Origin of the sequence: Polaribacter marinus (assembly GCF_022662535.1) — a bacterium.
Lineage (GTDB): Bacteria > Bacteroidota > Bacteroidia > Flavobacteriales > Flavobacteriaceae > Polaribacter > Polaribacter marinus.
Window position 1 is genome coordinate 472,166 of the sequence record NZ_JAKQYM010000001.1, and the last position, 25,754, is coordinate 497,919.

Consider the following 25,754-nt stretch of genomic DNA (forward strand, 5'->3'; position numbering starts at 1 on the left):
TTTTAATATTTGCTTATTTTCTACTTTGGATATTTCTTTCTAATTTTATCTAATGATAAATTATGAATACTTCCTACATGTGTATGTTGTTTCCCTAAATCTGGTTTGTAAGTTCCTGCTTGTACTTGACCTCCAATTTGTTGATAAGCTTCTCTAAAGGACATGCCTTCAACTACTAAATTATTGATGCTATCAACTGTAAATAAATATTGATATTTTTCATCGTTTAAATCAATATCTTTTACAATAACTTGTTGAATTGCATAATTAAAAATGTCTAAAATATCTTTAACATCTTCAAATGCATTGATAATGTTTTCTTTTAATAATTGAAAATCTCTGTGATATCCTGTTGGTAAATTATTGGTAATTAGCACCATTTCTGTATGTAAAGCTTGAATTTTATTACATTTTCCACGGATCAATTCAAAAACATCTGGATTTTTCTTGTGTGGCATTATGCTACTTCCTGTTGTTAATTCGTCTGGAAAAGTGATAAAACCAAAATTCTGACTCATATATAAACAAACATCCATTGCAAATCGAGACATGGTATTACACAATCCGCCTAAGGCAGAAGCAATAGAACGCTCGCTTTTACCACGACTTAATTGGGCAGCAACCACATTGTATTTCATGGTTGCAAACTCTAATTCTTTGGTAGTTAATTCTCGATCAATAGGAAAAGAAGAACCGTAACCCGCAGCAGATCCTAACGGATTTTGATCTACAACTCTAGAAACTGCATTTAATACATATACATCATCAATTAACAATTCTGCATAGGCAGAGAACCATAATCCGAAAGATGATGGCATTGCCACTTGTAAATGTGTATAACCAGGTAATAAACTTTCTTTATGTGTTTCTGCTAAAGCTAAAAGTGTATCAAATAACGTTTTTGTTTTATCATTTATAACAGCTAAGTTCTCCTTGTAGTACAATTGAAGAGCCACCAAAACTTGATCGTTTCTAGAACGAGCAGTGTGAATTTTTTTACCTACTTCACCTAATTTATGGGTTAATTCCCATTCAATTTTAGAGTGTACATCTTCAAAAGAAGCTTCAATAATAAAAGTTCCATTTTCTATGTCATCTGCTAATTCTTGTAATCCTCTTTTTAAATCTTTCAATTCATCAGCAGTAATAATGCCAATAGATGCTAACATTATCGCATGCGCTAAAGAAGCTTGAACGTCATATTTTGCAATATGCATATCAATTTCTCTATCATTACCTACGGTAAATTTTTCTATTTGTTGATCTATTGAAAATCCTTTATCCCAAAGTTTCATATTTGTAAATTTTATTTTAAAATTTAGAATCAAGAAACAAGACTGTTTCACTTTTAGAATCAAGACTTCTCATAATACATTTCAATCTTGGTTCTTGGCTTTTGTCTTATTTCTATTCTCTTTTTACTCTATTTAATGACTCTATTCAACAATTCAACATAAATCTGAATTCCTTCTTCAATTTCTGTCAAATATATAAATTCATTGGCAGAATGAGAGCGAGTACTATCTCCAGGACCTAATTTTAAAGATTGACAGCTCAAAACAGATTGATCTGATAAGGTTGGAGAACCATAGGTTTCTCTTCCCATAGCAATTCCTGCTTTTACTAAGTCGTGTTCTGTAGAAATTGATGATGAGTTTAATCGTAAACTTCTAGGAGTTATTGTTGTACAAGGAGATTGTTCTTGTAAAATTGCTGCAATTTCTTGATTAGAATAGGCATCATTTACCCGAACATCAATCACTAAACTTGTATGAGCAGGCACAACATTATGTTGTTTACCTGCGTTAATTTGTGTTACGGTCACTTTTACATCACCCAATGCATCAGAAGTTTTCTCGAACTTAAAATCTTTAAACCATTGTAAAACTTCAATAGTATTGTAAATAGAATTGTTGTCATTTGGATGTGCCGCATGACTTGGAGTTCCTTCTACAACAGCATCAAAAACAACTAAACCTTTTTCAGCAACGGCTAAATTCATTAAAGTAGGTTCGCCAACAATAGCGACATCAATATGAGGAATGATCGAAAGCATACTATTTAATCCATTAGGACCCGAATTTTCTTCTTCTGCAGAAGCAACAATTACCAAATTGTATTTTAGGTTTTCTTGTGCGTAAAAATTGGTAAAAGTTGCAATTAATGAAACCAAACAGCCTCCAGCATCATTAGAGCCTAAACCGTATAATTTACCATCTTTCACAAAAGCCTTTAAAGGGTCATTTGTGTATGCCGAATTTGGGTACACAGTATCATGATGAGAGTTTAGTAATAGAGTAGGTTTGCTTTCATCAAAATATTTGTTGGTTGCCCAAACATTATTTTTTGTTCTTTTAAATGGAATTTTAAATTCTATAAACCAAGCTTCTATCAAAGCAGCTGTTTGTTCTTCTTCTGTAGAAAAAGATTGCGTTTTTATCAAACTTTTTAAAAGTAATATTGCTTTTTCTGTTAATTTTTCAATAGTGATCATTATAATGTAATTGTTGTAAAATTATCGTTTTCTTTTGTTAACATGGAAGTGTTTCCAATATGTACTTTTGAAACTCCATTGTTTAAAGCATCAAAGCAATTGTCTATTTTAGGGATCATTCCGTCAGTAATAATTTTAGCATCTAATAGTTCTTTATAAGAAGTAGTATCGATGTTTTTTACTACAGAATTTTTATCGTTAAAATCTCTTAAAACACCATTTAATTCAAAACAATAATAAATAGATGTATCATAAGTTTTACTCATTCCAACCGCAATGGTACTAGCAATAGTGTCTGCATTGGTGTTTAATAATTGGCCTTTTCCATCATGCGTAATGGCACAAAAAACGGGTGTAAAACCTGCTTTTATTAATTTATCAATAGAATTAGAAGCCACTTTTTTTACATCCCCAACAAATCCAAAATCGATCTCTTTTACAGGTCTTTTTTCGGATTGAATACTGTTGATGTCTGCTCCGGTTAAACCAATGGCATCAACTTGTAAAGCTTGTAGTTTGGCCACCATATTTTTATTAATTAAACCACCATAAACCATAGTGATTATTTCTAAAGTTTCGGCATCCGTAATTCTTCTACCATTTACCATTTTAGATTCAATGCCTAATTTATTGGCAATATGAGTAGCACGTTTTCCTCCACCATGGACTAAAATTTTTTTTCCTTCTAAATTTGAAAATAATTTTAGAAAAGCATGTAAAGAAGTTTCATCTTCTATAATGTTTCCTCCAATTTTTATGATTGATAGTTTTTCCATTTCTTAGCTGATAGCTGATAGCTGATAGCTGTTAGCATTTATATGCAAACAGCTATAGGCTAAAAGCAAATTATAAATTTTCTAATATCTTTTTCAAAACCAATTGAGCTGCATAAGTTCTGTTATTTGCTTGTTCAATAACTAAAGAACTATCAGAATCTAAAACAGCATCTTCAACGACTACATTTCTTCTAACTGGTAAACAATGCATGAATTTTGCATCACCAATTTTATCTTTGGTAATCATCCAATCTAAATCTGTTTTTAATATTTTCCCGTAATCATCATACGAACTCCAGTTTTTGGTGTACACAAAATCAGCATCTTTAAAAGCCTCTTCTTGATTGTAATAAATTGGTGTGTCTTTTGTGATTTGAGGGTTTAAATCATAGCCTTCAGGGTTTGCAATTACAAACTCAACGTCCATTTTTTGCATAGCTTGTACAAAACTATTTGAAACCGCATGGGGTAATGCTTTACTATGCGGAGCCCAACTTAAAACTACTTTCGGTTTTCTTTTTGTGGAATTTTCAGCAATGGTAACGGCATCTGTTAAACCTTGTAATGGATGTCCAGTAGCACTTTCCATATTTACAATGGGAACTGAAGCGTATTTGACAAAAGATTTTAAAACTTGTTCAGATTCGTCTTTTTCTTTGTCAGTTAAAGAAGGAAAAGCTCTTACTGCAATAACATCACAATATTGGGAAACTACAGCAGCAGCTTCCTTAATATGTTCTGCTGTATTTCCATTCATTACAGTTCCGTCTTCAAACTCAATTCCCCAAGCATCACCAGAAACATTCATAACTATAGGATCCATTCCTAGATTTAAAGCAGCTTTTTGTGTGCTTAAACGAGTTCGTAAACTTGAATTAAAAAATAACAATCCTAAGGTTTTGTGCTTTCCTAATTCTTTGTTTTTTAAAGGGTTTGCTTTAATTTCTTTGGCTTCTTCAATCCAAGAATTGATGTTTTCTATATCGTTTATGGAGATGTAATTTTTCATGATAATTCACTTTTTAAAGCATCAAAAAAAGTGTCAAAATGTTCTTTTTTGATAGTTAAAGGAGGAAGAATTCTTAATAAATTAGGATTTTTAGCACTTCCTGTAAAAATTTTATGATTAAAAATTAAGTTTTTTCGAATTTCTGCAATCGGAAAATCAAACTCTAAACCAAGCATTAAGCCTCTTCCTTTTATTGCTTTTAAATTAGGTATTTCGCTTGCTTTTTTGAAAAAATGTTTAGAAACTTCTGTACTGTTTTCCATTAATTTTTCTTCTTCAATAACATCTAAAACAGCAAGAGATGCCGCACAAGCTAAGTGGTTTCCTCCAAAGGTTGTTCCTAATAAGCCAAAAGAAGCTTTAATTGATGGGTGAATTAAAATTCCTCCAATTGGGAAACCATTTCCCATTCCTTTTGCAATCGAAATAATATCGGGTTGCACATTGTGTTTTTGAAAAGCAAAAAAATCACCTGTTCTTCCAAAACCAGATTGAACTTCGTCTGCAATAAAACACGTATTGTATTTTTTGCACAAAGTTTCAATGCCTTTATAAAAGGCAGAAGTACTTTCATCTAAACCACCAATTCCTTGAATAAACTCGATAATTACAGCACAAATATCATTTTTAGCTAATGAGTTTTCTAGATGTTCTAAATCTCCTAATGCTAAAAATTCAACTTCTTGTTGTGCGTTTAATGGCGCGATAATTTTGGGATTATCCGTAGCAGCTACTGCGGCAGAGGTTCTTCCATGAAAACTATTTTTAAAAGCAATTATTTTCTTTTTATTTGTATGAAAAGAGGCTAGTTTTAAAGCGTTTTCATTGGCTTCTGCACCAGAATTACATAAGAATAAATCGTAGTTTTTACAACCAGAAATTTCTTCTAATTTGTTTGCCAATTCAACTTGTAAGGGATTTTGAATTGAATTACTATAAAATCCTAATTTTGCAACTTGTTCACTAATGTTTTTAACATATTTAGGATGTGAATGCCCTATAGAAATTACTGCATGACCACCATATAAATCTAAATATTGTGTGTTTTTGTCATCAAAAACATAAACATCTTTAGCTTTTACAGGAGTGATATCGAATAAAGGATAAACGTTAAATAAACTCATATTTGCTCTTTTTTGATGTTATTAATTTTGTTAAATGAGGCTACCATTCCTTGTATTAAAGAAGAACTTAATCCTTTGTGTTCCATTTCATTTAAACCTGTAATTGTACAACCTTTGGGAGTGGTAACTCTATCAATTTCTTCCTCTGGGTGATTACCATTTTTAATCAATAAGTTGGCAGCTCCTTCACTAGTGTACATTGCCAATTCTTGAGCTTCTTTTGCATCGAAACCTAATTGTATGGCAGCTTGTGTTGTTGCACGAATTAAACGCATCCAAAAAGCAATCCCGCTTGCACAAACTACTGTTGCTGCTTGCATTTGAGATTCTGGTATGCTTAAAGAATGACCTAATCTATTAAAAATAGCTTCTGCAATTTTAATCCGTTTTTCACCTTGTAGATTGCTACATAAGCAGGTCATCGATTTTCCAACGGCGATTGCTGTATTTGGCATTGCTCTAATGATAAATTTATCGATACCAACAATCTCTTCTATTTTTGGAATTAAGAAACCTGTTATAGTAGAAATTAAGACATTTTTTTCTGTTATATAAGGTTTTATTTCGGTTAAAATGTTTTCAAAATGTGCGGGTTGAACAGCAAAAATTATAATATCAGAATTTTTTACAGCTTCTAGATTGTCTGTTGTTAAAAAGACATTTTTATATCCTTCAAATTCTGCAATACCTTCAATGTTTCTTTTTGTTAGATATAAAGTAGTTATTGCATTGTTTGTTATTAACCCTTTTGCGATAGATTTTCCTAAATTTCCTGTTCCAATAATGGCTATTTTCATAATTTTATTTTTAGAAAAAGTTTGCTTTTAATTGTAAACCTTCTGTTTCCTTAAAACCATACATTAGATTCATGTTTTGTATGGCTTGACCTGAAGCTCCTTTTAATAGATTATCTATGGTACTTGTAATTAGTAATTTATTTCCGTGTTTTATTAGACTAATTAAACACTTGTTGGTATTTACAACTTGCTTCATGTGAACATCGTTTTCAGAAACAAAGGTAAAAGCAGCATCTTTATAATACTCTTTGTATATTTTTGTAGCTTCTTCAATAGTATCTTCAAACTTTGTATATGTAGTGGCAAAAATCCCTCTTGAGAAATTCCCTCTGTTTGGCATAAAGTTAATTTCAAAATTAAAATTACTTTGCAACTGATTTACCGTTTGGTTTATTTCTCCTAAATGCTGATGTGTAAAGGGTTTGTAATGAGAAAAATTATTATCTCTATACGTAAAATGTGTTGTTGCTGATAATGAAGTTCCTGCGCCAGTTGCACCTGTAACAGCATTTATGTGAACATCATTTTGTAATAATCCATTTGCTGCCAAAGGTATAATAGCCAACTGTAATGCAGTTGCAAAACAACCAGGATTAGCAATATATTTAGCCGATTTTATAGCTTCCTTTTGTAATTCTGGCAAACCATATACAAATTCTTTTCCTTCAAAATTCTGATCCGCAAGTAATCTAAAGTCGTTACTTAAATCTATGATTTTTGTATTCTTAGAAAAGCTGCTTTTTTGTAAAAAAGCGGTTGAATTTCCATGTCCTAAACATAAAAATAAAACGTCAATATCAGGATTAATTTCATTGGTAAAACTAATTTCTGTATCACCAATTAAATCTTGATGTACATTGTACAACTTGTTGCCAGCATTAGAAGTACTATACACAAAATTGATATTTGTTTTTGGATGATTTAATAATAACCTAATTAATTCTCCTGCTGTATAACCTGCACCACCAATAATTCCTACTTCTAACATAATTACGAGTTTACTTGTCTGTATATTTTATTCTGATTTCCTATTATTTTAATAAATCCTTTAGCATCATCTGCTGTCCAAGCTTTATTTTCTTCACCATAGGTACTAAAAGCGCTCGACATTAAATCATGATCAGAAACTATTCCGTCTAAAGAAAAGTGATAAGGTTTTAAAGAAACCACCACATTACCAGAAACCATTTTTTGAGAACTTTGCAAAAAAGCTTCTGTATCTCTCATTACAGGGTCTAAATATTGACCTTCATGTAAATGCATTCCGTAAAAGCTAGATAAATATTCTTTATGTTGTAATTGCCATTTCGTAAGTGTGTGTTTCTCTAACAAATGATGCGCTTTTACCGTAATTAAAGCAGCAGCAGCTTCAAAACCAACTCTACCTTTTGTACCCACAATGGTATCACCAACATGAATATCTCTACCAATGGCAAATTTAGAAGCAATATTATTTAGGTTTTCAATATTTACTTCTGGTTTGTTTTCTTGTCCGTTTAAAGCAACAAATTCACCATTTTTAAAAGTTAGTGTAACTTTTTCTTCGCCTTCTTTTTCTAATTGAGAAGGATAGGCTTCACTTGGTAAAGGTTTTTCAGATTTTAAAGTTTCTACACCACCAACGCTAGTTCCCCAAAGTCCTTTGTTAACGGAATATTTCGATTTTTCCCAAGGCATATCAATTCCTTCGGCTTTTAAATAATCAATTTCTTCTTGTCTTGTTAATTTTTGGTCTCTAATTGGTGTAATAATTTTAATGCCTGGAGCTAGTGTTTGAAAAATCATATCAAAACGAACTTGGTCGTTTCCCGCACCAGTACTTCCGTGTGCAATATATGCTGCACCAATACTTTTTGCATATTCTATAATTTCTATGGCTTGTATTATTCTTTCGGCACTTACAGAAAGTGGATAGGTGCTATTTTTTAATACGTTTCCAAAAATTAAGTACTTTACCACTTTGTTGTAGAATGTAGCAACCGCATCAATATTTTTGTACGTAGAAACTCCCATTTTATAGGCGTTACTTTCAATGTGTTTAATTTCTTCTGTTGTAAATCCGCCAGTGTTAACACTTACAGCATGTACATCATATTCTTTAGATAAACTTACGGCGCAATAAGAAGTATCTAATCCGCCACTATAGGCAATTACTAATTTTTTCATTTTTTTTCTTTTTTAAGAAACATGGATTGTTTAATGTTTTTTAATCGTGTCCAAACTTTTTTATCATGTTTGGTAGATCCAGTTTTTTCTATTTCTTTTTTTGCTGGATCGTATAACATTCCAGTGCATAGACACATTTTTTGTTCTGTTCTAGTTAAAACGTCGAAGTTTTTACAAGTTTGACAACCATTCCAAAAAGATTGATCGTCTGTTAACTCAGAAAAGGTAACAGGTTTATATCCTAAATCGCTATTTAGCTTCATTACAGCTAAACCAGTGGTTATGCTAAATACTTTTGCTTCAGGGAATTTTGTTCTAGAATGATTAAAAATTACTTGTTTAATCTGTTTTGCTAGCCCTAAATTTCTAAAATCTGGGTGTACAATTAAACCTGAATTTGCTACAAATTTACCATGGCCCCAAGCTTCAATATAACAGAAGCCTGCAAATTTATCACCATCCAAAGCAATTACAGCATTACCGTTTTCCATTTTGGTAATAATATATTCTGGTTTACGCTTTGCAATTCCAGTTCCTCTAACTTGTGCAGCGTCTTCTATAGTTTTGCAGATAACTTCTGCATAAACACTATGTGTTTTGTTTGCAATAACAATTTTCATTGTAATCGATTTTATAGTTTATTGGAATGTTATTTTGTTTGAAATCGGAATCGGACTCACCTAAATTCCATAAATAATTACACACGCAAAAGGCGAGGTAAGAAAAAGCGACGGATATAATTTACACTATTAAAAAGTATAGTATTTATTAGTTTGCCGATAAAATTTGTAGATATATACATGAATAAAAAATAAAATTATGGTAATTTTTCCTTTGCTAAATAAGAGTTTTAGCGAATTGTATTGCGACGTCGCAACATGGGAACCATAGTATTTGTTTTATTTTTTGTAGTAAACATGATGTAAAAGTATATTATTTTTCTAACCGACAATAAAAAAAGTTTATTATTTTAAAATTTTTATGAATTAAGCAATATTTGATTTCAAAAATTATTAATTCATTAAAATTCAGTAAAAGAAATGAAAATTTACTGCAGAATAATTTTAATGCGGGTTTTTTACAATTCATCCTTAAAAAAATACAATTCGGTATTCTTTAATTTAATAAGGTTTGGTTCTGTTGCATCTTTGTATCATCAATAACAATTAAAAACAAACATTATGAAATTTTTAGTATCAATTTTAGTAGGAGCCATGTTATTTTTTTCAAATTCTTTAATTGCTCAAAATAAAACAACAATTACTGCAACAGTGGTTAATGTAACTTCAGATGATGGGAAGGTTGGTTTTGCTTTATACAACAAAACAACTTTTATGATGCAACCTTTACAGTCTAAAAACGCAAAAATTGTAGATGGAAAGAGTACTGTAATATTTGAAAATATTGAAGTTGGTGAATATTCTATAATCTGTTTTCATGATAAAAATGATAACGATAAAATGGATTTTGAACCGAACGGAATGCCTAAAGAAGATTATGGAGCTTCAAATAACGTAATGAATTTTGGTCCTCCAAGTTATGAGGATTCAAAATTTACAGTAGCAGATAAAAAAGTATCTTTAGAGATTAAATTTTAGTAATTTTTTATAAGCACACTTTCTAAACAATGAAAACTCTTAACAACAATTTTTATAATAAGATTAAAAAGGATTTTATCCTTTGTACAAAACTAGCTTTAGTTATAGGAATCATTTTTATAATTATAAATCAACAATTTAGTTTAAAGGGAGTGGGCTTAACATTTTTAATCTCGGGAATGTATTCTTTTACTTTAGGATTAGGAAATGGAATCATTAATGAGTTTTTAAATACAAAATGGGATTGGGTTAAAGAAACGAATCAAAGGGTTTGGGCCGGAATTATAGCTACTGTTCTATATACAGTTATTGCGGTTTTAATAATTCATTATGTTCAATATATATATATCTTTGGTTATAAAGTTGAAAGTTTTTTTGGCGAAACTTTAATTTGGGTACATTTATTTGCTATTATTTTTTCATTGGGTGTAGCAGCTTTTTTACATGCCAAAGGTTTCATGGACAATTGGAAATCTGCTATGACTCAAGAAAGTACCCAGCAACAGATTGTAGCAAAAACAGAAACAGCAAAATTTGAGTCTTTAAAAAATCAATTAGATCCACATTTCTTATTTAATAGCTTAAATGTGTTAACGAGTTTGATTGGCGAAAATCCTGCGCAAGCAGAAAAATTCACAACAAAGTTATCTAAGGTTTATAGATATGTTTTAGAGCAAAGAAATAAAGATTTAGTACCCATTACAGAAGAATTGAATTTTGCAAAAACCTACATGCAATTGTTAGGAATGCGTTTTGAAGATGCTGTAAAATTTAATATTCCAGATACTGTAAGTAATAATGAATTGAAAATTGTGCCACTTTCTTTACAACTTTTGCTAGAAAATGCTGTAAAACATAATGTAGTTTCATCCTCTAAACCTTTAGAGATTTCTATATACGAAGATGGCAATTATTTAATAATAGAAAACAATATCAACCCTAAAGAAGCAATAGGTAAAAGCACCAAAGTTGGATTGCAAAATATTGCAGATAGATATGGGTTGATCACTCAAAAAGGAGTGAAAATAGAAAATGACAACAAAACTTTTAAGGTGAGTTTACCTCTCTTATATAAAATGAATGATATTATGTACACAGACGATTTAGAAAATAGCAAATATGTAAAAGCAGTAGAAAGAGTAGAAAAATTAAAAGAATTTTATCAAAACTTAGTTTCTTATTGTTTAGTTATTCCTTTTTTAATATTTATAAATTTACGATTTTCTCCAGGATTCCATTGGTTTTGGTTTCCAATATTTGGATGGGGAATAGGATTAGTTTTTCATTTTTTAGAAGTAAATAATTACAATATTTTCTTAGGAAAAAATTGGGAAGAAAGAAAGATTAAAGAAATGATGGAGAATGAAAATCAACAAAAAAGAGGAAGATAATGAACAAGGAATTTACACAAGAACAGAAGTATATTTTAGCTAAAAAAAGAGTAGAAAAGATCAGTAAATTTTACAAACATCTAGCCACATATATTATTATAAATGTTTTTTTAAGTGCTATTTTTATTGTTGGAGACATGAATGATGGAGATACTTTTAATGAAGCTGTTTCAGATTATCATAATTATAAAATTTGGTTGTATTGGGGAATAGGAATTGTTTTTCAAGCATTAAATACTTTTGGTTTGAATTTGTTTATGAACAAAGATTGGGAACAAAAAAAGATTCAAAAATATATGGATGAACAAAATAATAGAAGATAATTATGGAATCAAATATAACAAAAGAACAACGCTATTATAAAGCTCAGAAAAGAGTAAAAAAGATAAAAGGATTTTATACTCATTTAACAATCTATTGTTTGGTGATACCTGTAATCATTTTTGTAAATTTAAAATTCGAACCTTATTTTCATTGGTTTTGGTTTTCTGTTTGTGGATGGGGAACAGGACTATTTTTTCATTGGTTATCGGTTTTTGGCTTTAACTTATTAGGATTTGGAAATGATTGGGAAGAAAAGAAAATTAAAGAGTTTATGAACGAGAAAGATTAAAAACAATGCAACAAAATTTTACACAAGAAGAAAGTTTTATAAGAGCTAAAAAAAGAGTGAAAGCCATAAAAGGCTTTTACGTTCATTTAATAGTATATGTGTTGGTAAACATTTTTATTAGTGGTATTATTATATTTGGATTATCACAAAGTGGATATAAATTTGATGACGCATTGTCTAATTTTGGAGTGTATTCTACTTGGCTTTTTTGGGGAATAGGAATGTTTTTTCATTGGTTAGGAGTTTTCGGATTTAAATCTTTGGGTTTTGGTACAGATTGGGAAGAAAGAAAAATCAAAGAATTGATGGATAAAGAAGATGAAAAAAACAAATAATTTTAAAGGCATGGAAAATTTAAACAATAAAAAATTAATGAAAGCAAAACTAAAAGTTGAAGAACTTAAAGAATTCTATAAACATATAGTTACTTATGTTTTGGTAAATTTGTTTTTAACTTTTATTTGGAAATTTTCGTTTAAACTTTTTGGAAACTTTATTATCAGTAATCAGTTTGATAATGGAAATTTTACTCACATACCAATTTGGTTAATTTGGGGTGTATTTTTAATGCTTCATGCTTTTAAAACATTTGATTTTCTTAATTTATTCGGTAGAGATTGGGAAGAAAGGAAAATAGATAAATTTATGAAAGAGTAATTTTTTTAAAAAAGTCACGAACTCAATATTAAAAACTAATAACTAAAAGTAATGAACGTTTTAATTATAGAAGATGAAAAACCAGCAGCAAGAAGGTTAAACAGAATGTTATCTGTCTTAAACATTGATGTTCAGCAAATGTTACATTCTGTAGAAGAATCTTTAAATTGGTTACAAAATAATGAACATCCAGATTTAATATTTTTAGATATTCAGCTTTCTGATGGATTGTCTTTCGAAATTTTTGAAGAAATTGAAGTAAAATCTGCCATAATCTTTACCACTGCTTATGATGAATATGCCCTAAAAGCTTTTAAACTAAATAGTATTGATTATTTACTAAAACCTTTAGATGAGGATGAGTTAAAAGTTGCAGTGGATAAGTTCAAAGCAAACCAACCAAAACAGACAGATGTACAAGTAAACTTATATGAAATCAGAAAATTATTGGTAAACCCTGTTGATAGAAAGTTTAAAAAAAGACTGACTATTAAAGTTGGGCAGCACATAAAAATTATTCATATTGATGAAGTAGAGTGTTATTATAGTGAGAATAAATCTACTTATATTCACACCAAAGAAAATAGAAATTACTTGTTAGATAATTCTTTAGAAACTTGGCAAGAACAATTAAACCCAGAACATTTTTTTAGAGTTAATAGAACTTTTATTGTTCACATAAATGCAATTAAAGACATTATTGCTTATTCTAATTCGCGTTTAAAGTTGATGCTACATTCTTTTAATGAAACTGAAATTATTGTAAGCAGAGAGCGTGTAAAAGATTTTAAAAATTGGATTGACTAATGTAAATAGTTTTTTGTTTTATAAGTAAAAAAAGAATTTTACTAATTACGAAGATAAAAGAACCAACGTTAAATATTTGTAACTCACATTAGCCAAGTATCTAAAAAAAGATAAAAAATTTCATTTGTATTAAACTCTAAATAGTCCTTTCTCCTTCAATAATAAACCTAACTTTGCATCTTTTTATAAAGAGATACAATTGCTATCATAAATGGCAATTGCAAAAACATACTACATGAATATTTACAAAAAAGTTGTAGCAGAAATTCAAGCTGCATCACATATCGTTATTACAGCACACAAATCTGCAGACGGAGATTCAATAGGATCTTCATTAGGTTTACTTTATTTTATTGAAAAATTAGGTAAAGATGCGGTTGTTTGTCATCCAGATAAAGCACCTGATTTTTTAGATTGGTTAGATACTTCCTCAATTATTTTGATGGATGAAAACCCAGAAGAGGTAACTGCACAAATGCAAAAAGCTGATTTAATTTTTTGTTTAGATTATAATGCAACCAATAGAGTAGGGCCAGATATGCAGATATTGTTAGAAACTGCAACCTGCAAGAAAATAATGATAGATCATCATTTAAATCCTGAAGAATTTCCTACAATCACGGTTTCGGAAACAACAGCATCATCAACATCACAATTAATTATAGATTTAATTGAAGAATCTGGACATTTAGACTTGTTAGATGAAAAAATAGGAACGCCTTTATATTTAGGTATTTTAACAGATACCGGTAGTTTTAGATTCAATTCTGTTAAACCCAGAACACACGAAGTTTTAGCAAAATTATTAGCTGCAGGAGTAGAACATCATTTAATTCACGAGAAATTAAGTGATAATAATACAGAAACTCGTTTGCGTTTGCAAGGCTATGCAATGAGTGAAAAGTTAGAGATTTTATACGATTATAATGTGGCTATTATTTCTTTATCTAAAGAAGAATTGGCTAAGTATCAATACAAAAAAGGAGATACAGATAGTTTAGCAAATTTAGTTTTATCTATAAAAGGAATGAAAGCTGCGATTGTATTTACAGAAAGAGACGGAATTATGAAAATTTCTTTTCGATCTAAAGGTGCAGAAAATCCTGTAAATATGTTGGCAAAAGAACATTTTAACGGAGGAGGTCATGCAAATGCTGCTGGAGGAATGAGTGATTTAACAGTAGAAGAAACATTAGAAAAATTAAAAGGATTGATTCCACAGTACTTTCAAAAATAAAAATATTGAATATTCAAAATAAAAAAGGTTTTAGCTTTATTTTAAAGTTAAAACCTTTTTTGTTGGTTAGATTTTAATTTTTATCAAAAACTATTTCAAACAAATTCTTTAAATAATTTCACATCCATTAAACTTTGATTATTTTTATCAAAATTTAGTTTTAAATGAGTCAGAAGGAAGTATTTTTTGAATACATCAACAAAGGTTATAAAACCAAAGGCGATTTTATCGCATTAGGAGCGGCAATGCTAGGTGAAGAAACAATTACAGATGCTATTGTAAAAATTCCTTTAAAAACGTTAAACAGGCATGGTTTAATTGCTGGGGCTACAGGAACCGGAAAAACAAAAACGTTACAGGTTTTAGCTGAAAACTTATCCGAAAAAGGAGTTCCAGTTTTATTAATGGATATTAAAGGAGATCTTTCTGGTTTGGCACAACCAAGTCCTGGACACGCAAAGATTGATGAACGTCATGCAAAAATTGGTATTCCATTTGAAGCAAGGAAGTTTCCAATAGAAGTCTTATCAATTTCAGAGCAAGATGGTACTAAAATGCGTGCAACAGTATCCGAATTTGGACCTGTATTGTTATCAAGAATTTTAGATTTATCAGAAACACAAAGTGGAATTGTAGCCATCATCTTTAAGTATTGTGATGACAATAAATTACCCCTTTTAGATATTAAAGACTTTAAAAAAGTTTTGCAATATGTAACCAATGAAGGGAAAGAAGAAATTCAAAATGAATATGGACGAATTTCGTCATCTTCTACGGGAGCTATTTTACGTAAAATTGTAGAAATAGAACAACAAGGAGGCGATTTGTTTTTTGGAGAAAAATCTTTTGAAGTAGAAGACTTAACAAGAGTAGATGAAAATGGAAGGGGAATTATTTCTGTTTTACGCTTAACTGATATTCAAGACAGACCAAAGTTGTTTTCAACATTTATGTTGCAGTTATTGGCAGAAGTTTACGAAACTTTTCCAGAACAAGGAGATAGTGGAAGACCTGAATTGATCATCTTTATAGATGAAGCGCATTTGGTATTTGAAGAAGCCTCTAAAGCCTTATTAAATCAGATAGAAAGTATAGTAAAGTTAATTCGATCTAAAGGAATTGGATTGTATTTTGTAACTCAAAACCCTAAAGATGTTCCAGAAGATATTTTGGCTCAGTTAGGTTTAAAAATTCAACATGCATTAAGGGCCTTTACAGCAAAAGATAGAAAAGCAATTAAGTTGGCTGCAGAGAATTATCCAGATTCAGAATATTATGATACTAAAGAAGTGTTAACACAATTAGGAATTGGAGAAGCATTTGTCTCTGTTTTAAATGAAAAAGGAATTCCAACTCCCTTGGCAAGAACCATGTTGCGTGCGCCAATGAGTAGAATGGATATTTTAACAGATAAAGAGTTAAAGCAAGTAATAGACAATTCGAGATTAATACATAAATACAATCAAAATTTAGATAGAGAAAGCGCTTATGAAATGCTAAATAGTAAGATTGAAAAAATTAATTTAGCAGAAGAAAAAGCAATAAGTGATGCAGCAGAAGAGAAAGAACGTATAAAGTCGGAGAAAGAGCGAGAAAAAGAATTGGCTAGAGAAAGAAAATCAACAAGAAGCAATTCTAGAAGAAGCACAAGAATGAATCCGATTGTAAAAGTATTAACAAGTGCTACATTTATTAGAGCAGCATTTGGAATATTAAAAAAAGTATTGAAATAACAAATTATAAAAAACAACGTTTAATAGATAATTAAACTTAATAGTATGGTAAAAAAGAACACATTAGTAATAGCAGTAATATTATTTTCACTAGTAATTGTTAGTTGTAGTAATAATAATAAGTTTAAAATAGAAAAAGGAAAAGTTGGCTTTTTAACAACAAAGACAACCATACAAGAGTTAAATAAAATCTTTAAAAATGATTCTATTGTTAAAAATTTAAGCGAAGGAGCTTTAGGTGATAATTATTTTCAAGATGATGATGAATATTTAATCTATGAAAAAGGAGGAAAACATTTGCTAACCATTATACCTAAAGAACAATTAGATTCTACATCAACTATAAAAAGTATAGAAATTCACGATTCTCGTTTTAAAACAGCATCAGGAATTACATTAAATTCTAGTTTTTCAGAGATAAATACCAATAGTAATATCAACAGAATAGAACGTACATTTTCTTCTGCAACATTGTTCTTGGACGATTTAAACACTACGATTACTATAGATAATGAAGAACTTGGTTTAAAAGAATTCAATACTCAAAAAGTAACAAAAGACCAAATTCCTGATTTGGCTAAAATGAAATCTTTTATTGTTTGGTTTAACTAGTTCCTTATGAAAACATATTCTATTGAAAATAGTGAAGAATCAATTTTAAGACCAAATTCTGAATTTGAAAGAAGAATTATCCTTCAATATTATTTAGATAATGATATTGCAATTAATTCTATAGAAAGAGAAATTCTTTTAAAAACAAATGTTTCTGAACCAGAGTCTATTGGTATTATTGGTTGTTTATTAAAAGATAACAATTATTTAAATATTATAAGATTAGCTATTGGAGCAAAAAATAGATCTAATAAAAAATTAGCTGAAGTAGCAACTAGTTTATTTAATTCAGAACAATTAGAAAAGGCAGATTCTTATTATTTTTTTGATGTAGATACAGATGAACTTTCTGAAATAGAAAATGTAGTTACTCGAGAATATATTCCTTTATACTTATAATATATGAAAAAGTATACCATTCAAAAATCACCATTTATAGTACCAACAACAGATGGTAAACTTATAGAAGAACATTTTGGAAATGCTACAGATGAAAATTCACAAGTAAGCATAGCTCATATGGTTGCGCCATCGGGTTGGTCAGAACCTTTTCAAACACCTGCCTTTGATGAATATACATATATCATAAAAGGGAAGAAACAATTTATTATTGATGGAGAAACTGTAATTTTAGAAGCAGGTCAATCCATTAAAATAGAGAAGAATACAAGAATTCAATATTCGAACCCTTTTAAAGAGGAATGTGAATATATAGCAATTTGTTTACCTGCTTTTTCAATAGATTTAGTAAATAGAGAAGAGGTTTAGTTTTTACTTTTAGAAATATTGGCTTTTAATATTTCTAGGTTTTTATTCTTTTTTTTGTTGATGTAATGCCTTAGGACACCTCCTTTTACACTGTTTACATCAAACTCTACAATAAATGCATTGGGATCTATTTCTTTAATTAATCGATACATTTTTTTGATATCTATTCTATTTATTATAGAATGAATGATATCAAAGTCTTCTGCTTCTCCTTTGCTACCAAATCCTGATGATCCTTTATAAACAGTTAAACCAGTTCCTAATTCTTCTAAAATAGCTATTTTTATTAAATCATATTCTTTTGAAACGATTGTAACACCAATAAAATCTTCAAACCCTTCTATAACTGTATCTGTTACTTTAGAGGCTATTATATATGTTAAAATAGAGTATAGTGCCACTTCAACAGATATAACGAAAGCAGTGATGCTAAATAAAATAATATTAAAAACTAATATAATTTTACCAATACTAATTCCAAATTTATCATTTAAATAGATTCCTAGTATTTCAGAGCCATCTAAAACAGAACCATTCCTTATGGCAATACCAATTCCAGAACCAACTAATAAACCTCCAAAAATAGAGATCAGTAATTTGTCGTTTGTAATGGTTTGAATGTTTTCGAAATGAATAAATAAAGCAAGTCCTAAAATACTAACAATAGATTTTACAACAATTCTTTTAGAAACCGTAAAAAAACCTAAAACTAAAAAAGGAATGCTAAATAAGACTAACAAATAAGACATATTAATATCTACTTGAGTTCTTACCAATAAAGCAATACCAGTTACACCTCCATCTAAAAAACCATTTGGTAATAGAAAAGCTTTTAACCCCAGACTAGTAAGAATAATTCCTAAAAAAATCTGTAAGTATTCAGATAAATAATTGGTACTTTTTTTAGTGTTCATTTAGTTGTTAGCTTTTTCTTTCACAAGCTAATAGAGTGTTTTTTAATAGCATGGCAATGGTCATTGGTCCAACACCTCCGGGAACAGGGGTAATGTATGCGGCTTTTTTAGAAACTTCGTTAAAATCAACATCACCTATTAATCGATAACCATTTTTCTTTGAAGTATCTCCAACTCTAGTAATTCCAACATCAATAATAGTTACATTGTCTTTTACCATATCTGCCTTTACAAATTCTGGAATTCCAATTGCAGCTACAATGATGTCTGCTTGTAATGTAATGTCTTTTAAATTTTGAGTTCTACTATGACACATGGTAACAGTTGCATTGCCAATTTTTCTTTTTTGTGATAATAAAATACTCATTGGGCTTCCAACAATATGACTTCTTCCTAACACAACAACATGTTTTCCTGAGGTTTCAACATTGTATCTGTCAAGTAATTCTAAGATTCCAAAAGGAGTTGCAGAAATAAATGTAGGTAAGTTTAATGCCATTTTTCCAACATTTGTTGGATGAAATCCATCTACATCTTTATCTGGATCTACGGCCATTAAGATTTTTTGTTCATTTATATGCTTTGGCAATGGAAGTTGAACGATAAAGCCATCAATATTGTTATCTACATTTAAAACAGCAATTTCATTTAGCAGTTCTTCTTCTGTGGTTTCTTCTGGTAAACGAATTAAAGAAGATTCAAAACCAACACGTTCACAAGCTTTTACTTTTGCATTCACATAAGTAATACTTGCTCCATCATTGCCAACAATCACTGCCGCTAAATGGGGTGTTTTTTTACCATTATTTTTTAAATCTCTTACTTCTAAAGAAATTTCTTCTTTAATATCTGCAGCTGTTTTTTTACCGTCTAATAAAATCATTTGTTATGTGTGGTTGTTGTGTTTTGTTAAAATAAAAAAGAGATAAACACAGTTTATCTCTTTTAAAAAAAATTATTTCATGCCTTTCATCATTTGCATCATTTTTTTGCCTCCACCACCTTGCATCATTTTCATCATTTTGCTCATCTGATTAAATTGCTTCATTAACTGATTGACTTCATTAACAGAAGTTCCAGAACCTTTCGCAATTCTCTTTTTCCTGCTAGCATTTATAGATGTTGGCGTGCTTCTTTCTGAAGGTGTCATAGAATGTATAATGGCTTCGATTCCTTTAAAAGCATCATCATCTATATCTACATCTTTCATGGCTTTTCCTGCTCCAGGAATCATTCCCATTAAGTCTTTCATACTACCCATCTTTTTGATTTGTTGTATTTGACTTAAAAAATCATCAAAACCAAATTGATTTTTAGCAATTTTTTTCTGAAGTTTTCTAGCTTCTTCTTCATCATATTGATCTTGAGCTCTTTCTACAAGTGAAATAACATCACCCATACCCAAAATCCTATCTGCCATTCTATCTGGATGAAATACATCTATGGCATCCATTTTTTCACCCGTACCAATAAATTTAATTGGTTTATCTACTACAGATTTAATTGTTAAAGCAGCTCCACCACGAGTATCTCCATCTAATTTGGTAAGAACAACACCGTCAAAATTTAGAATATCGTTAAAAGCTTTTGCTGTATTAACAGCATCTTGACCTGTCATAGAATCTACAACAAATAATGTTTCTTGTGGATTAATGGCTTTATGAATGTTAGAAATTTCGGTCATCATTTCTTCATCTACAGCTAAACGTCCTGCTGTATCAATAATAACAACATTCTTGCCATTTGCCTTGGCGTGTTTTATTGCATTTTGAGAAATTTCTACAGGGTTGTTATTGCCAACCTCTGCATATACTTCAACTCCAATTTGTTCTCCAACAACTTGTAGTTGGTTAATTGCTGCTGGTCTATAAACATCACAACCAACTAAAAGAACTTGCTTAGCCTTTTTGTCTTTAAGGTAATTTGCTAATTTTCCAGAAAAAGTAGTTTTTCCAGAACCTTGTAAACCAGACATTAGAATTACAGTTGGAGAACCACCTAAGTTTACACCAACAGTTTCTCCACCCATTAATAGTGTTAATTCGTCTTTAACCAATTTAACCATCAATTGTCCAGGATTTAACGTAGTTAAAACGTCTTGTCCTAGAGCTTGAGTTTGTACTCTTTTTGTAAATTCTTTGGCAATTTTAAAGTTTACATCGGCATCTAATAATGCTCTTCTAACTTCTTTTAACGTTTCAGCAACGTTTACTTCTGTAATTTTACCGTGACCTTTTAGGGTATGTAAGGCTTTATCTAATTTATCGCTTAAACTATTAAACATAATTTGTGTTCTTTTTTGGAAGCACAAATATAAAAATTACTACTCTCTTATAAAAGATTTATATTGTTATTCTGATTTTAAGAAAAGACTGGTAAAAAAGTTGATTAAGTGAATGAAAATAGATATAATAAAAATGATAAAAGAAACAAAAATCACAAATGATGAGTGATCATTTAAAAGGGAGGCTTCTTGTGAGTATTGTTTTCCAATCCAGTTCCAATTATTTCTTGTTAAAACTAATATAAAAGCTAATATTTGTAAGGAAATATGAATGATTGTTAACCATTTTTTTGCAGGTTTATTTGCCCAATGTAGAGCGAAATAGTTTAAGCCAATCAAACCAAAAAATACTGCAGAAATTGCAGACCAAAATTTTAAATCTGTAATAAAATAGTTGTCATTAAAATTAAAACCTATTTGGTATTTCCCTTTGAAAATTGAAATAAGGATAAAAACAGGAATCAATCCAAAGAAAAAAAGATGAGGTTTAGCAATAATTTTCTTCAGCATAATTATTTTTCAAAATGGTTGTATGATGTTCGGTGTGATGTGCTGTCCACATAATAATTTCTCTAATTGTCATTTTTCCCATCAATGGATGAGGAATAACCAATGAATCTAAATTGAGATCACTAGTTTTTTTGAGTTTATATTGTAATTTTTTCTGTTGTATTTGTAATCTTGTTAATAAACGTTTTCGCTCTGTTAAAGTAGGTGTCTTTAAATTTTGATTAAAAGTTCTTACTCTATCTTTATTCTCTGATAATTTTTTTTGATAATTTTTAACAACGGTATCATAATCTCTTGGAGCTCTATTACAAGTACCAAATTTATATTTTAAGAAAAATCTAGGGTAACTCAGTGCATTATTAAGCATTTGTAAACTATTAACTAAATGTAAAATTTGCTGACCAGTTGTCCATTTTCCTTCAGGGCCTTTTTCCCAAATATCAATTGACTGATTTTCCATCCAAAGAAACAATTCTTTATATTTTTCTTCTAATAAACTTGCAATAGCATCTTTGTTCATTTAATCTAAATTTTCTGCTCTAAATGTATGAAATAAAAACAGATATACAATTCAATAGATCAACTTTAGAGTTTGTTATCTTTCAGAAATAAACTTTAAGGCAGCACCATTTATACAATGACGTTTGCCTGTTGTTTCTTGTGGTCCATCATCAAATGAATGCCCTAAATGTCCTCCACAAGTTTTACATTTTAATTCAGTTCTTTTATATCCAATTTTATAATCTACATCTAATTCTATATTTTTTTGAATAGCTCTGTCAAAAGAGGGCCAACCAGAACCAGAATCATATTTATATTCAGATTTGTATAAAGGTGTTTTACAAGCCGCACAAACGTAAATTCCTTTTGTATAATTTTTATCTAATGGACTAGAAAAAGCTCTTTCTGTACCTGCTTCTCGTAAAACCTTATATTGTAAAGGGGAAAGTAATTTTTTCCATTCGTTTTCAGTTTTGACAATTTTATAGGCCTTTTTTTCTATTGATGAATTTTGGGCTTTGCTAGAACAATTTATAAATACTATTAAAACGATTATGCTTGCTATTTTTTTCATGTATTTTGTATTATAAAACCTATTATTTTATTCGTAACAATTTTATCACGAAGAATCTTTGTGTGACCAAGTCCATTTGTAATATAAAGAGAACCTTTCTCTAAGTTTTGACGAATATTAATAGCACAACTTACAGCAACATCACCATCAGCACTGTCGTGAATAACTAAGGTTGGAATTTTAATTTTTTTAGCGGCTTCACTTGCTGCAAATGGGGCTAATTGAATGTTCCATTTTTTCATGAAATAGCGTTCCATTTTTGCAGCTATAATTTTTTTTAAACCTAAATTACGTGTAAAATTTTCTAGAATATCAGGTATTTTATCGCCAGAACCAACCGTAACCATACATTTAAATAAGATTTCATTAGAATTTGCATTTAATATTCCCATAGCACCAAAAGAATGTCCAACGGCAGCATCAAAAGGTCCAAATTCTTCAGTTATAGATTTAATAGTCTCTATGTATTCTATCAAATTTGTGGTTTTTCCAGTAGATTCTCCATGAGCAGGACCATCAAAAGAAACTACCATATATCCTTTTTCTAGTAATTTATGAGCAATCATAAAAAGCTGCGTACTTCTTCCGGCCCAACCATGACAGAGTAATACTTTTTTGTCAGAAAAACCATAAGATAAAATATGTATTTCTTTTTGTATTGAAGAAATAAAAATTTTTTTATTTTGAGCACTTTCTTTCATTGCTAGCTCTCTCTTTGGAGTAGAGAAATTGATTGGGGTTGAGAATAGTTTTGTGGCAAAAAAGACGACAAGTTTATGAGATATAAACTGTGTTGTTTTTGCAAAATACACAACAGGTTTTGGTATGGATAAACTTGGAGATACTAGATTATTGTTTTTAAATAATGACATCAATAAATAATATTTTTTTGATACAGTTAGAATATGTAATTTTAGAGAAAATATAAATACTTATATAAGTGACTAAATTACATATTTAGTGTCGTATTATAAGAACCTAAAAAATAAAAAATGAAAAAAATAGTTGTTTTAATTTTTACAGTTTTTCTATTTGTAGAATGTAGTACTGTGCCAATTACGGGAAGAAAAAGAGTTAATTTTGTGAGTGATGCTCAGGTTTTACCAGCCAGTTTTGCACAATACAAAGGGTTTTTAGAAGAGAATAAAGTATCTACAAATAAAGAAATGACCAACCAAATTAAAGAAGTTGGTAAAAATATTTCTGAAGCTGTAGATCGTTTTATGCGAGCTAATAATATGACATCAGAAGCAGATTCTTATAAATGGGAATTTAATTTGATAGAAGATAAAACTATAAATGCTTGGTGTATGCCTGGAGGAAAAGTAGTTTTTTATACAGGGATTATGCCAATTTGTGCAAATGTAAATGGAGTTGCTGCGGTAATGGGACACGAAGTTGCGCATGCTTTTGCAAAACATGGTCAAGAAAGAATGTCTCAGGGACAGTTACAACAAATAGGTGGTTTAGCAGTTGCTTTAGGAACTTCTGGAAAAAATGAAAAATCACAACAAATTTGGAACACTGCATTTGGTATTGGTTCTGGTTTAGGAATGTTAAAATTTAGTAGAGTTCATGAGCAAGAAGCAGATAGATTAGGTTTGGTTTTTATGTTAATGGCAGGTTATGATGGAAATGAAGCTGCAGAAGTTTGGGTGAGAATGAGTAAATTGTCTAACGGAAAATCGCAACCTGAAATCTTAAGCACACACCCGTCAAACGAATCAAGAATTCAAGATTTAAAAAATTATTTACCAACAGCAAAGAAATTTGCAACACAATATAATGCCAAAGGAGCATTGAAATAAAAAATTAAAAAAGAAATAGATTTCCTATATTGTAACCGTTCAAATTTTTTGAACGGTTTTTTTATAAATAATATTCTATGTTAAAAATTGGTGATAAAAAATTAATCAATGGTTGGGCTTTTTATGATTGGGCAAATTCAGTCTACTCGTTAGTAATTAGTACAGCTGTTTTTCCTTTATATTATAGCGCTATTACAGAAGATCAAACAGTCTCTTTTCTTTGGATGGAATGGGATCATCCTGATAGTTTGTATAGCTATGCATTATCTTTTTCATTTTTGATAGTAGCCTTTATTTCTCCTATTTTATCTGGAATCGCAGATTATACAGGGAGTAAGAAGAAGTTTATGAAGTTTTTTTGTTGGTTAGGAGGTTTGTCTGTAGCTAGTTTGTATTTCTTTGATGGTGTAGACACAGTATGGATTGGTATTATTTTTACCATTTTAGCAAGTATTGGTTTTTGGGCAAGTTTGGTTTTCTATAATGCATATTTGCCAGAAGTAGCACATCCCGAACAACAAGATAGAGCTAGTGCAAAAGGGTTTATTCATGGTTATGTTGGATCTGTTATTTTATTAATTGTTAATTTAATAATGATTCAAAAACCAGACTTATTTGGTATAACAACAGCAATGGCATCTAGAATTTCTTTTGTTTTAGTTGGTCTTTGGTGGATTGGTTTTGCACAAATTACTTTTAAGCGTTTGCCAAATGACATTTATAACAAACAACCAGATAATGATTATATATGGAAAGGATTTAGAGAACTTAAAGTTGTTGTAAAAGAAGTGATGAATTACCCAACTTTAAAGAAGTTTTTAATTTCTTTTTTCTTGTTAAGTATTGGTGTGCAAACAATCATTTTAATGGCAGCAATTTTTGGTTCTACCGAACTGGGTTTACCTGCTATGAATTTAATTGTTACTATTTTGTTGGTACAAGTTGTAGCTATTTTGGGGGCTTTTGTGTTCTCTAGATTATCAGAAAAATGGGGAAACATTAAGGCATTAAAAGTAACTATTGTTACTTGGATGTTGGTTTGTTTTACGGCTTTTTTATTAGACAAAAATCAAGAAAATGTCGAGTATTATTTCTATGGTTTAGGTGTTTTATTAGGATTTGTTCAAGGAGCAATTCAATCTTTAACAAGATCTACTTACTCTAAACTATTACCTGAAACAGAAGATCACGCAACATATTTTAGTTTTTATGATGTTACTGAAAAAATAGCTATTGTATTAGGAACTTTTGTTTATGGTTTACTATATGCAATAACAGATTCTATGCAATGGAGTGTTTTGTGTTTGGCAATCTTTTTTTTAGGTTCTTTTCTTGTTTTAAATACATTAAAAAAAACAAAATATGTACAATAAAAAAAGTG

Annotated in this window: 30 protein-coding genes; 14 read left to right on the forward strand and 16 right to left on the reverse strand. The window is 29.8% G+C overall.

Annotated elements, in window-relative coordinates; translation table 11 throughout:
- Window positions 1-20: 20 nt before the first annotated feature.
- From argH to MC378_RS02140, 9 genes are all read right to left on the reverse strand, one after another.
- Window positions 21-1,295: an argininosuccinate lyase gene (argH, locus tag MC378_RS02100; protein WP_242177059.1), complete on the reverse strand. Its 1,275-nt coding sequence runs from the start codon at window positions 1,293-1,295 to the stop codon at window positions 21-23.
- Window positions 1,296-1,423: 128 nt separating this feature from the next.
- The gene (locus MC378_RS02105) at window positions 1,424-2,494 is read right to left on the reverse strand and encodes a M20 family metallo-hydrolase (protein WP_242177060.1); all 1,071 of its coding nucleotides are present in this window, start codon (window positions 2,492-2,494) and stop codon (window positions 1,424-1,426) included.
- Window positions 2,494-3,270: an acetylglutamate kinase gene (argB, locus tag MC378_RS02110; RefSeq protein WP_242177061.1), complete on the reverse strand. Its 777-nt coding sequence runs from the start codon at window positions 3,268-3,270 to the stop codon at window positions 2,494-2,496. Before argB ends, MC378_RS02105 begins: the two co-directional genes overlap by 1 nt.
- A 70-nt stretch (window positions 3,271-3,340) precedes the next feature.
- Window positions 3,341-4,279 (reverse strand): N-acetylornithine carbamoyltransferase, encoded by a 939-nt coding sequence (locus MC378_RS02115; protein ID WP_242177062.1) that lies wholly within the window; start codon window positions 4,277-4,279, stop codon window positions 3,341-3,343.
- The gene (locus MC378_RS02120) at window positions 4,276-5,403 is read right to left on the reverse strand and encodes an aspartate aminotransferase family protein (protein ID WP_242177063.1); all 1,128 of its coding nucleotides are present in this window, start codon (window positions 5,401-5,403) and stop codon (window positions 4,276-4,278) included. Before MC378_RS02120 ends, MC378_RS02115 begins: the two co-directional genes overlap by 4 nt.
- A complete protein-coding gene (proC, locus tag MC378_RS02125) occupies window positions 5,400-6,200 on the reverse strand; it encodes a pyrroline-5-carboxylate reductase (protein ID WP_242177064.1) in 801 nt (266 codons plus the stop codon). Before proC ends, MC378_RS02120 begins: the two co-directional genes overlap by 4 nt.
- Before the next feature lie 10 nt (window positions 6,201-6,210).
- Complete coding sequence (gene argC / locus MC378_RS02130; protein WP_242177065.1) at window positions 6,211-7,188, reverse strand: N-acetyl-gamma-glutamyl-phosphate reductase; 978 nt, start codon at window positions 7,186-7,188, stop codon at window positions 6,211-6,213.
- Between the two features lie 2 nt (window positions 7,189-7,190).
- Window positions 7,191-8,366, reverse strand: a complete 1,176-nt coding sequence (locus tag MC378_RS02135) for an argininosuccinate synthase (protein WP_242177066.1) — start codon at window positions 8,364-8,366, stop codon at window positions 7,191-7,193.
- Window positions 8,363-8,986 carry a GNAT family N-acetyltransferase gene (locus tag MC378_RS02140; RefSeq protein WP_242177067.1) on the reverse strand — a complete coding sequence of 208 codons (624 nt, stop codon included), beginning with the start codon at window positions 8,984-8,986 and terminating at the stop codon, window positions 8,363-8,365. The genes MC378_RS02135 and MC378_RS02140 overlap by 4 nt, the downstream gene beginning before the upstream one ends.
- A 561-nt stretch (window positions 8,987-9,547) precedes the next feature.
- On the opposite strand from MC378_RS02140, the gene MC378_RS02145 reads away from it, so the two are divergent.
- The 12 genes from MC378_RS02145 (at window position 9,548) to MC378_RS02200 (ending at window position 17,782) form a co-directional block, all read left to right on the forward strand.
- Window positions 9,548-9,964: a DUF2141 domain-containing protein gene (locus MC378_RS02145; RefSeq protein ID WP_242177068.1), complete on the forward strand. Its 417-nt coding sequence runs from the start codon at window positions 9,548-9,550 to the stop codon at window positions 9,962-9,964.
- Window positions 9,965-9,993: 29 nt separating this feature from the next.
- Complete coding sequence (locus tag MC378_RS02150) at window positions 9,994-11,355, forward strand: 2TM domain-containing protein (RefSeq protein WP_242177069.1); 1,362 nt, start codon at window positions 9,994-9,996, stop codon at window positions 11,353-11,355.
- A complete protein-coding gene (locus MC378_RS02155) occupies window positions 11,355-11,678 on the forward strand; it encodes a 2TM domain-containing protein (protein ID WP_242177070.1) in 324 nt (107 codons plus the stop codon). The genes MC378_RS02150 and MC378_RS02155 overlap by 1 nt, the downstream gene beginning before the upstream one ends.
- 2 nt (window positions 11,679-11,680) lie before the next feature.
- Window positions 11,681-11,968, forward strand: coding sequence for a 2TM domain-containing protein (locus tag MC378_RS02160; protein ID WP_242177071.1), 288 nt, complete (start codon window positions 11,681-11,683; stop codon window positions 11,966-11,968).
- Between the two features lie 5 nt (window positions 11,969-11,973).
- Complete coding sequence (locus tag MC378_RS02165) at window positions 11,974-12,303, forward strand: 2TM domain-containing protein (protein ID WP_242177072.1); 330 nt, start codon at window positions 11,974-11,976, stop codon at window positions 12,301-12,303.
- Window positions 12,304-12,313: 10 nt separating this feature from the next.
- The gene (locus MC378_RS02170) at window positions 12,314-12,625 is read left to right on the forward strand and encodes a 2TM domain-containing protein (protein WP_242177073.1); all 312 of its coding nucleotides are present in this window, start codon (window positions 12,314-12,316) and stop codon (window positions 12,623-12,625) included.
- A 51-nt stretch (window positions 12,626-12,676) separates the two neighbouring features.
- Window positions 12,677-13,432 carry a LytR/AlgR family response regulator transcription factor gene (locus MC378_RS02175; protein WP_242177074.1) on the forward strand — a complete coding sequence of 252 codons (756 nt, stop codon included), beginning with the start codon at window positions 12,677-12,679 and terminating at the stop codon, window positions 13,430-13,432.
- Between the two features lie 235 nt (window positions 13,433-13,667).
- Entirely contained in the window at window positions 13,668-14,669 is a 1,002-nt protein-coding gene (locus MC378_RS02180) for a DHH family phosphoesterase (RefSeq protein WP_242177075.1), read from the forward strand.
- A gap of 164 nt (window positions 14,670-14,833) precedes the next feature.
- Window positions 14,834-16,402 carry a helicase HerA-like domain-containing protein gene (locus tag MC378_RS02185; RefSeq protein WP_242177076.1) on the forward strand — a complete coding sequence of 523 codons (1,569 nt, stop codon included), beginning with the start codon at window positions 14,834-14,836 and terminating at the stop codon, window positions 16,400-16,402.
- A gap of 45 nt (window positions 16,403-16,447) precedes the next feature.
- A complete protein-coding gene (locus MC378_RS02190) occupies window positions 16,448-17,014 on the forward strand; it encodes a hypothetical protein (protein WP_242177077.1) in 567 nt (188 codons plus the stop codon).
- A gap of 6 nt (window positions 17,015-17,020) precedes the next feature.
- Window positions 17,021-17,413: a hypothetical protein gene (locus MC378_RS02195; protein ID WP_242177078.1), complete on the forward strand. Its 393-nt coding sequence runs from the start codon at window positions 17,021-17,023 to the stop codon at window positions 17,411-17,413.
- A 3-nt stretch (window positions 17,414-17,416) separates the two neighbouring features.
- Window positions 17,417-17,782: a cupin domain-containing protein gene (locus tag MC378_RS02200; protein WP_242177079.1), complete on the forward strand. Its 366-nt coding sequence runs from the start codon at window positions 17,417-17,419 to the stop codon at window positions 17,780-17,782.
- On the opposite strand, the gene MC378_RS02205 is transcribed toward MC378_RS02200, so the two are convergent.
- From MC378_RS02205 to MC378_RS02235, 7 genes are all read right to left on the reverse strand, one after another.
- Window positions 17,779-18,696 carry a YitT family protein gene (locus MC378_RS02205; RefSeq protein ID WP_242177080.1) on the reverse strand — a complete coding sequence of 306 codons (918 nt, stop codon included), beginning with the start codon at window positions 18,694-18,696 and terminating at the stop codon, window positions 17,779-17,781. The two genes, MC378_RS02200 and MC378_RS02205, sit on opposite strands and share 4 nt — an antisense overlap.
- A gap of 7 nt (window positions 18,697-18,703) precedes the next feature.
- Window positions 18,704-19,579, reverse strand: a complete 876-nt coding sequence (gene folD, locus MC378_RS02210) for a bifunctional methylenetetrahydrofolate dehydrogenase/methenyltetrahydrofolate cyclohydrolase FolD (RefSeq protein ID WP_242177081.1) — start codon at window positions 19,577-19,579, stop codon at window positions 18,704-18,706.
- 72 nt (window positions 19,580-19,651) lie between these two features.
- The gene (gene ffh, locus MC378_RS02215; protein WP_242177082.1) at window positions 19,652-20,980 is read right to left on the reverse strand and encodes a signal recognition particle protein; all 1,329 of its coding nucleotides are present in this window, start codon (window positions 20,978-20,980) and stop codon (window positions 19,652-19,654) included.
- Window positions 20,981-21,046: 66 nt separating this feature from the next.
- Window positions 21,047-21,490, reverse strand: coding sequence for a hypothetical protein (locus MC378_RS02220; RefSeq protein ID WP_242177083.1), 444 nt, complete (start codon window positions 21,488-21,490; stop codon window positions 21,047-21,049).
- Window positions 21,468-22,010 carry a DinB family protein gene (locus MC378_RS02225; RefSeq protein WP_242177084.1) on the reverse strand — a complete coding sequence of 181 codons (543 nt, stop codon included), beginning with the start codon at window positions 22,008-22,010 and terminating at the stop codon, window positions 21,468-21,470. The genes MC378_RS02220 and MC378_RS02225 overlap by 23 nt, the downstream gene beginning before the upstream one ends.
- Window positions 22,011-22,085: 75 nt before the next feature.
- Complete coding sequence (gene msrB, locus MC378_RS02230) at window positions 22,086-22,565, reverse strand: peptide-methionine (R)-S-oxide reductase MsrB (protein WP_242177085.1); 480 nt, start codon at window positions 22,563-22,565, stop codon at window positions 22,086-22,088.
- Window positions 22,562-23,437: an alpha/beta hydrolase gene (locus MC378_RS02235; RefSeq protein ID WP_242177086.1), complete on the reverse strand. Its 876-nt coding sequence runs from the start codon at window positions 23,435-23,437 to the stop codon at window positions 22,562-22,564. The genes msrB and MC378_RS02235 overlap by 4 nt, the downstream gene beginning before the upstream one ends.
- A 120-nt stretch (window positions 23,438-23,557) precedes the next feature.
- On the opposite strand from MC378_RS02235, the gene MC378_RS02240 reads away from it, so the two are divergent.
- Window positions 23,558-24,373, forward strand: coding sequence for a M48 family metallopeptidase (locus MC378_RS02240; RefSeq protein WP_242177087.1), 816 nt, complete (start codon window positions 23,558-23,560; stop codon window positions 24,371-24,373).
- 77 nt (window positions 24,374-24,450) lie between these two features.
- Window positions 24,451-25,746 (forward strand): MFS transporter, encoded by a 1,296-nt coding sequence (locus tag MC378_RS02245; protein ID WP_242177088.1) that lies wholly within the window; start codon window positions 24,451-24,453, stop codon window positions 25,744-25,746.
- The last annotated feature ends 8 nt before the right edge of the window (window positions 25,747-25,754 follow it).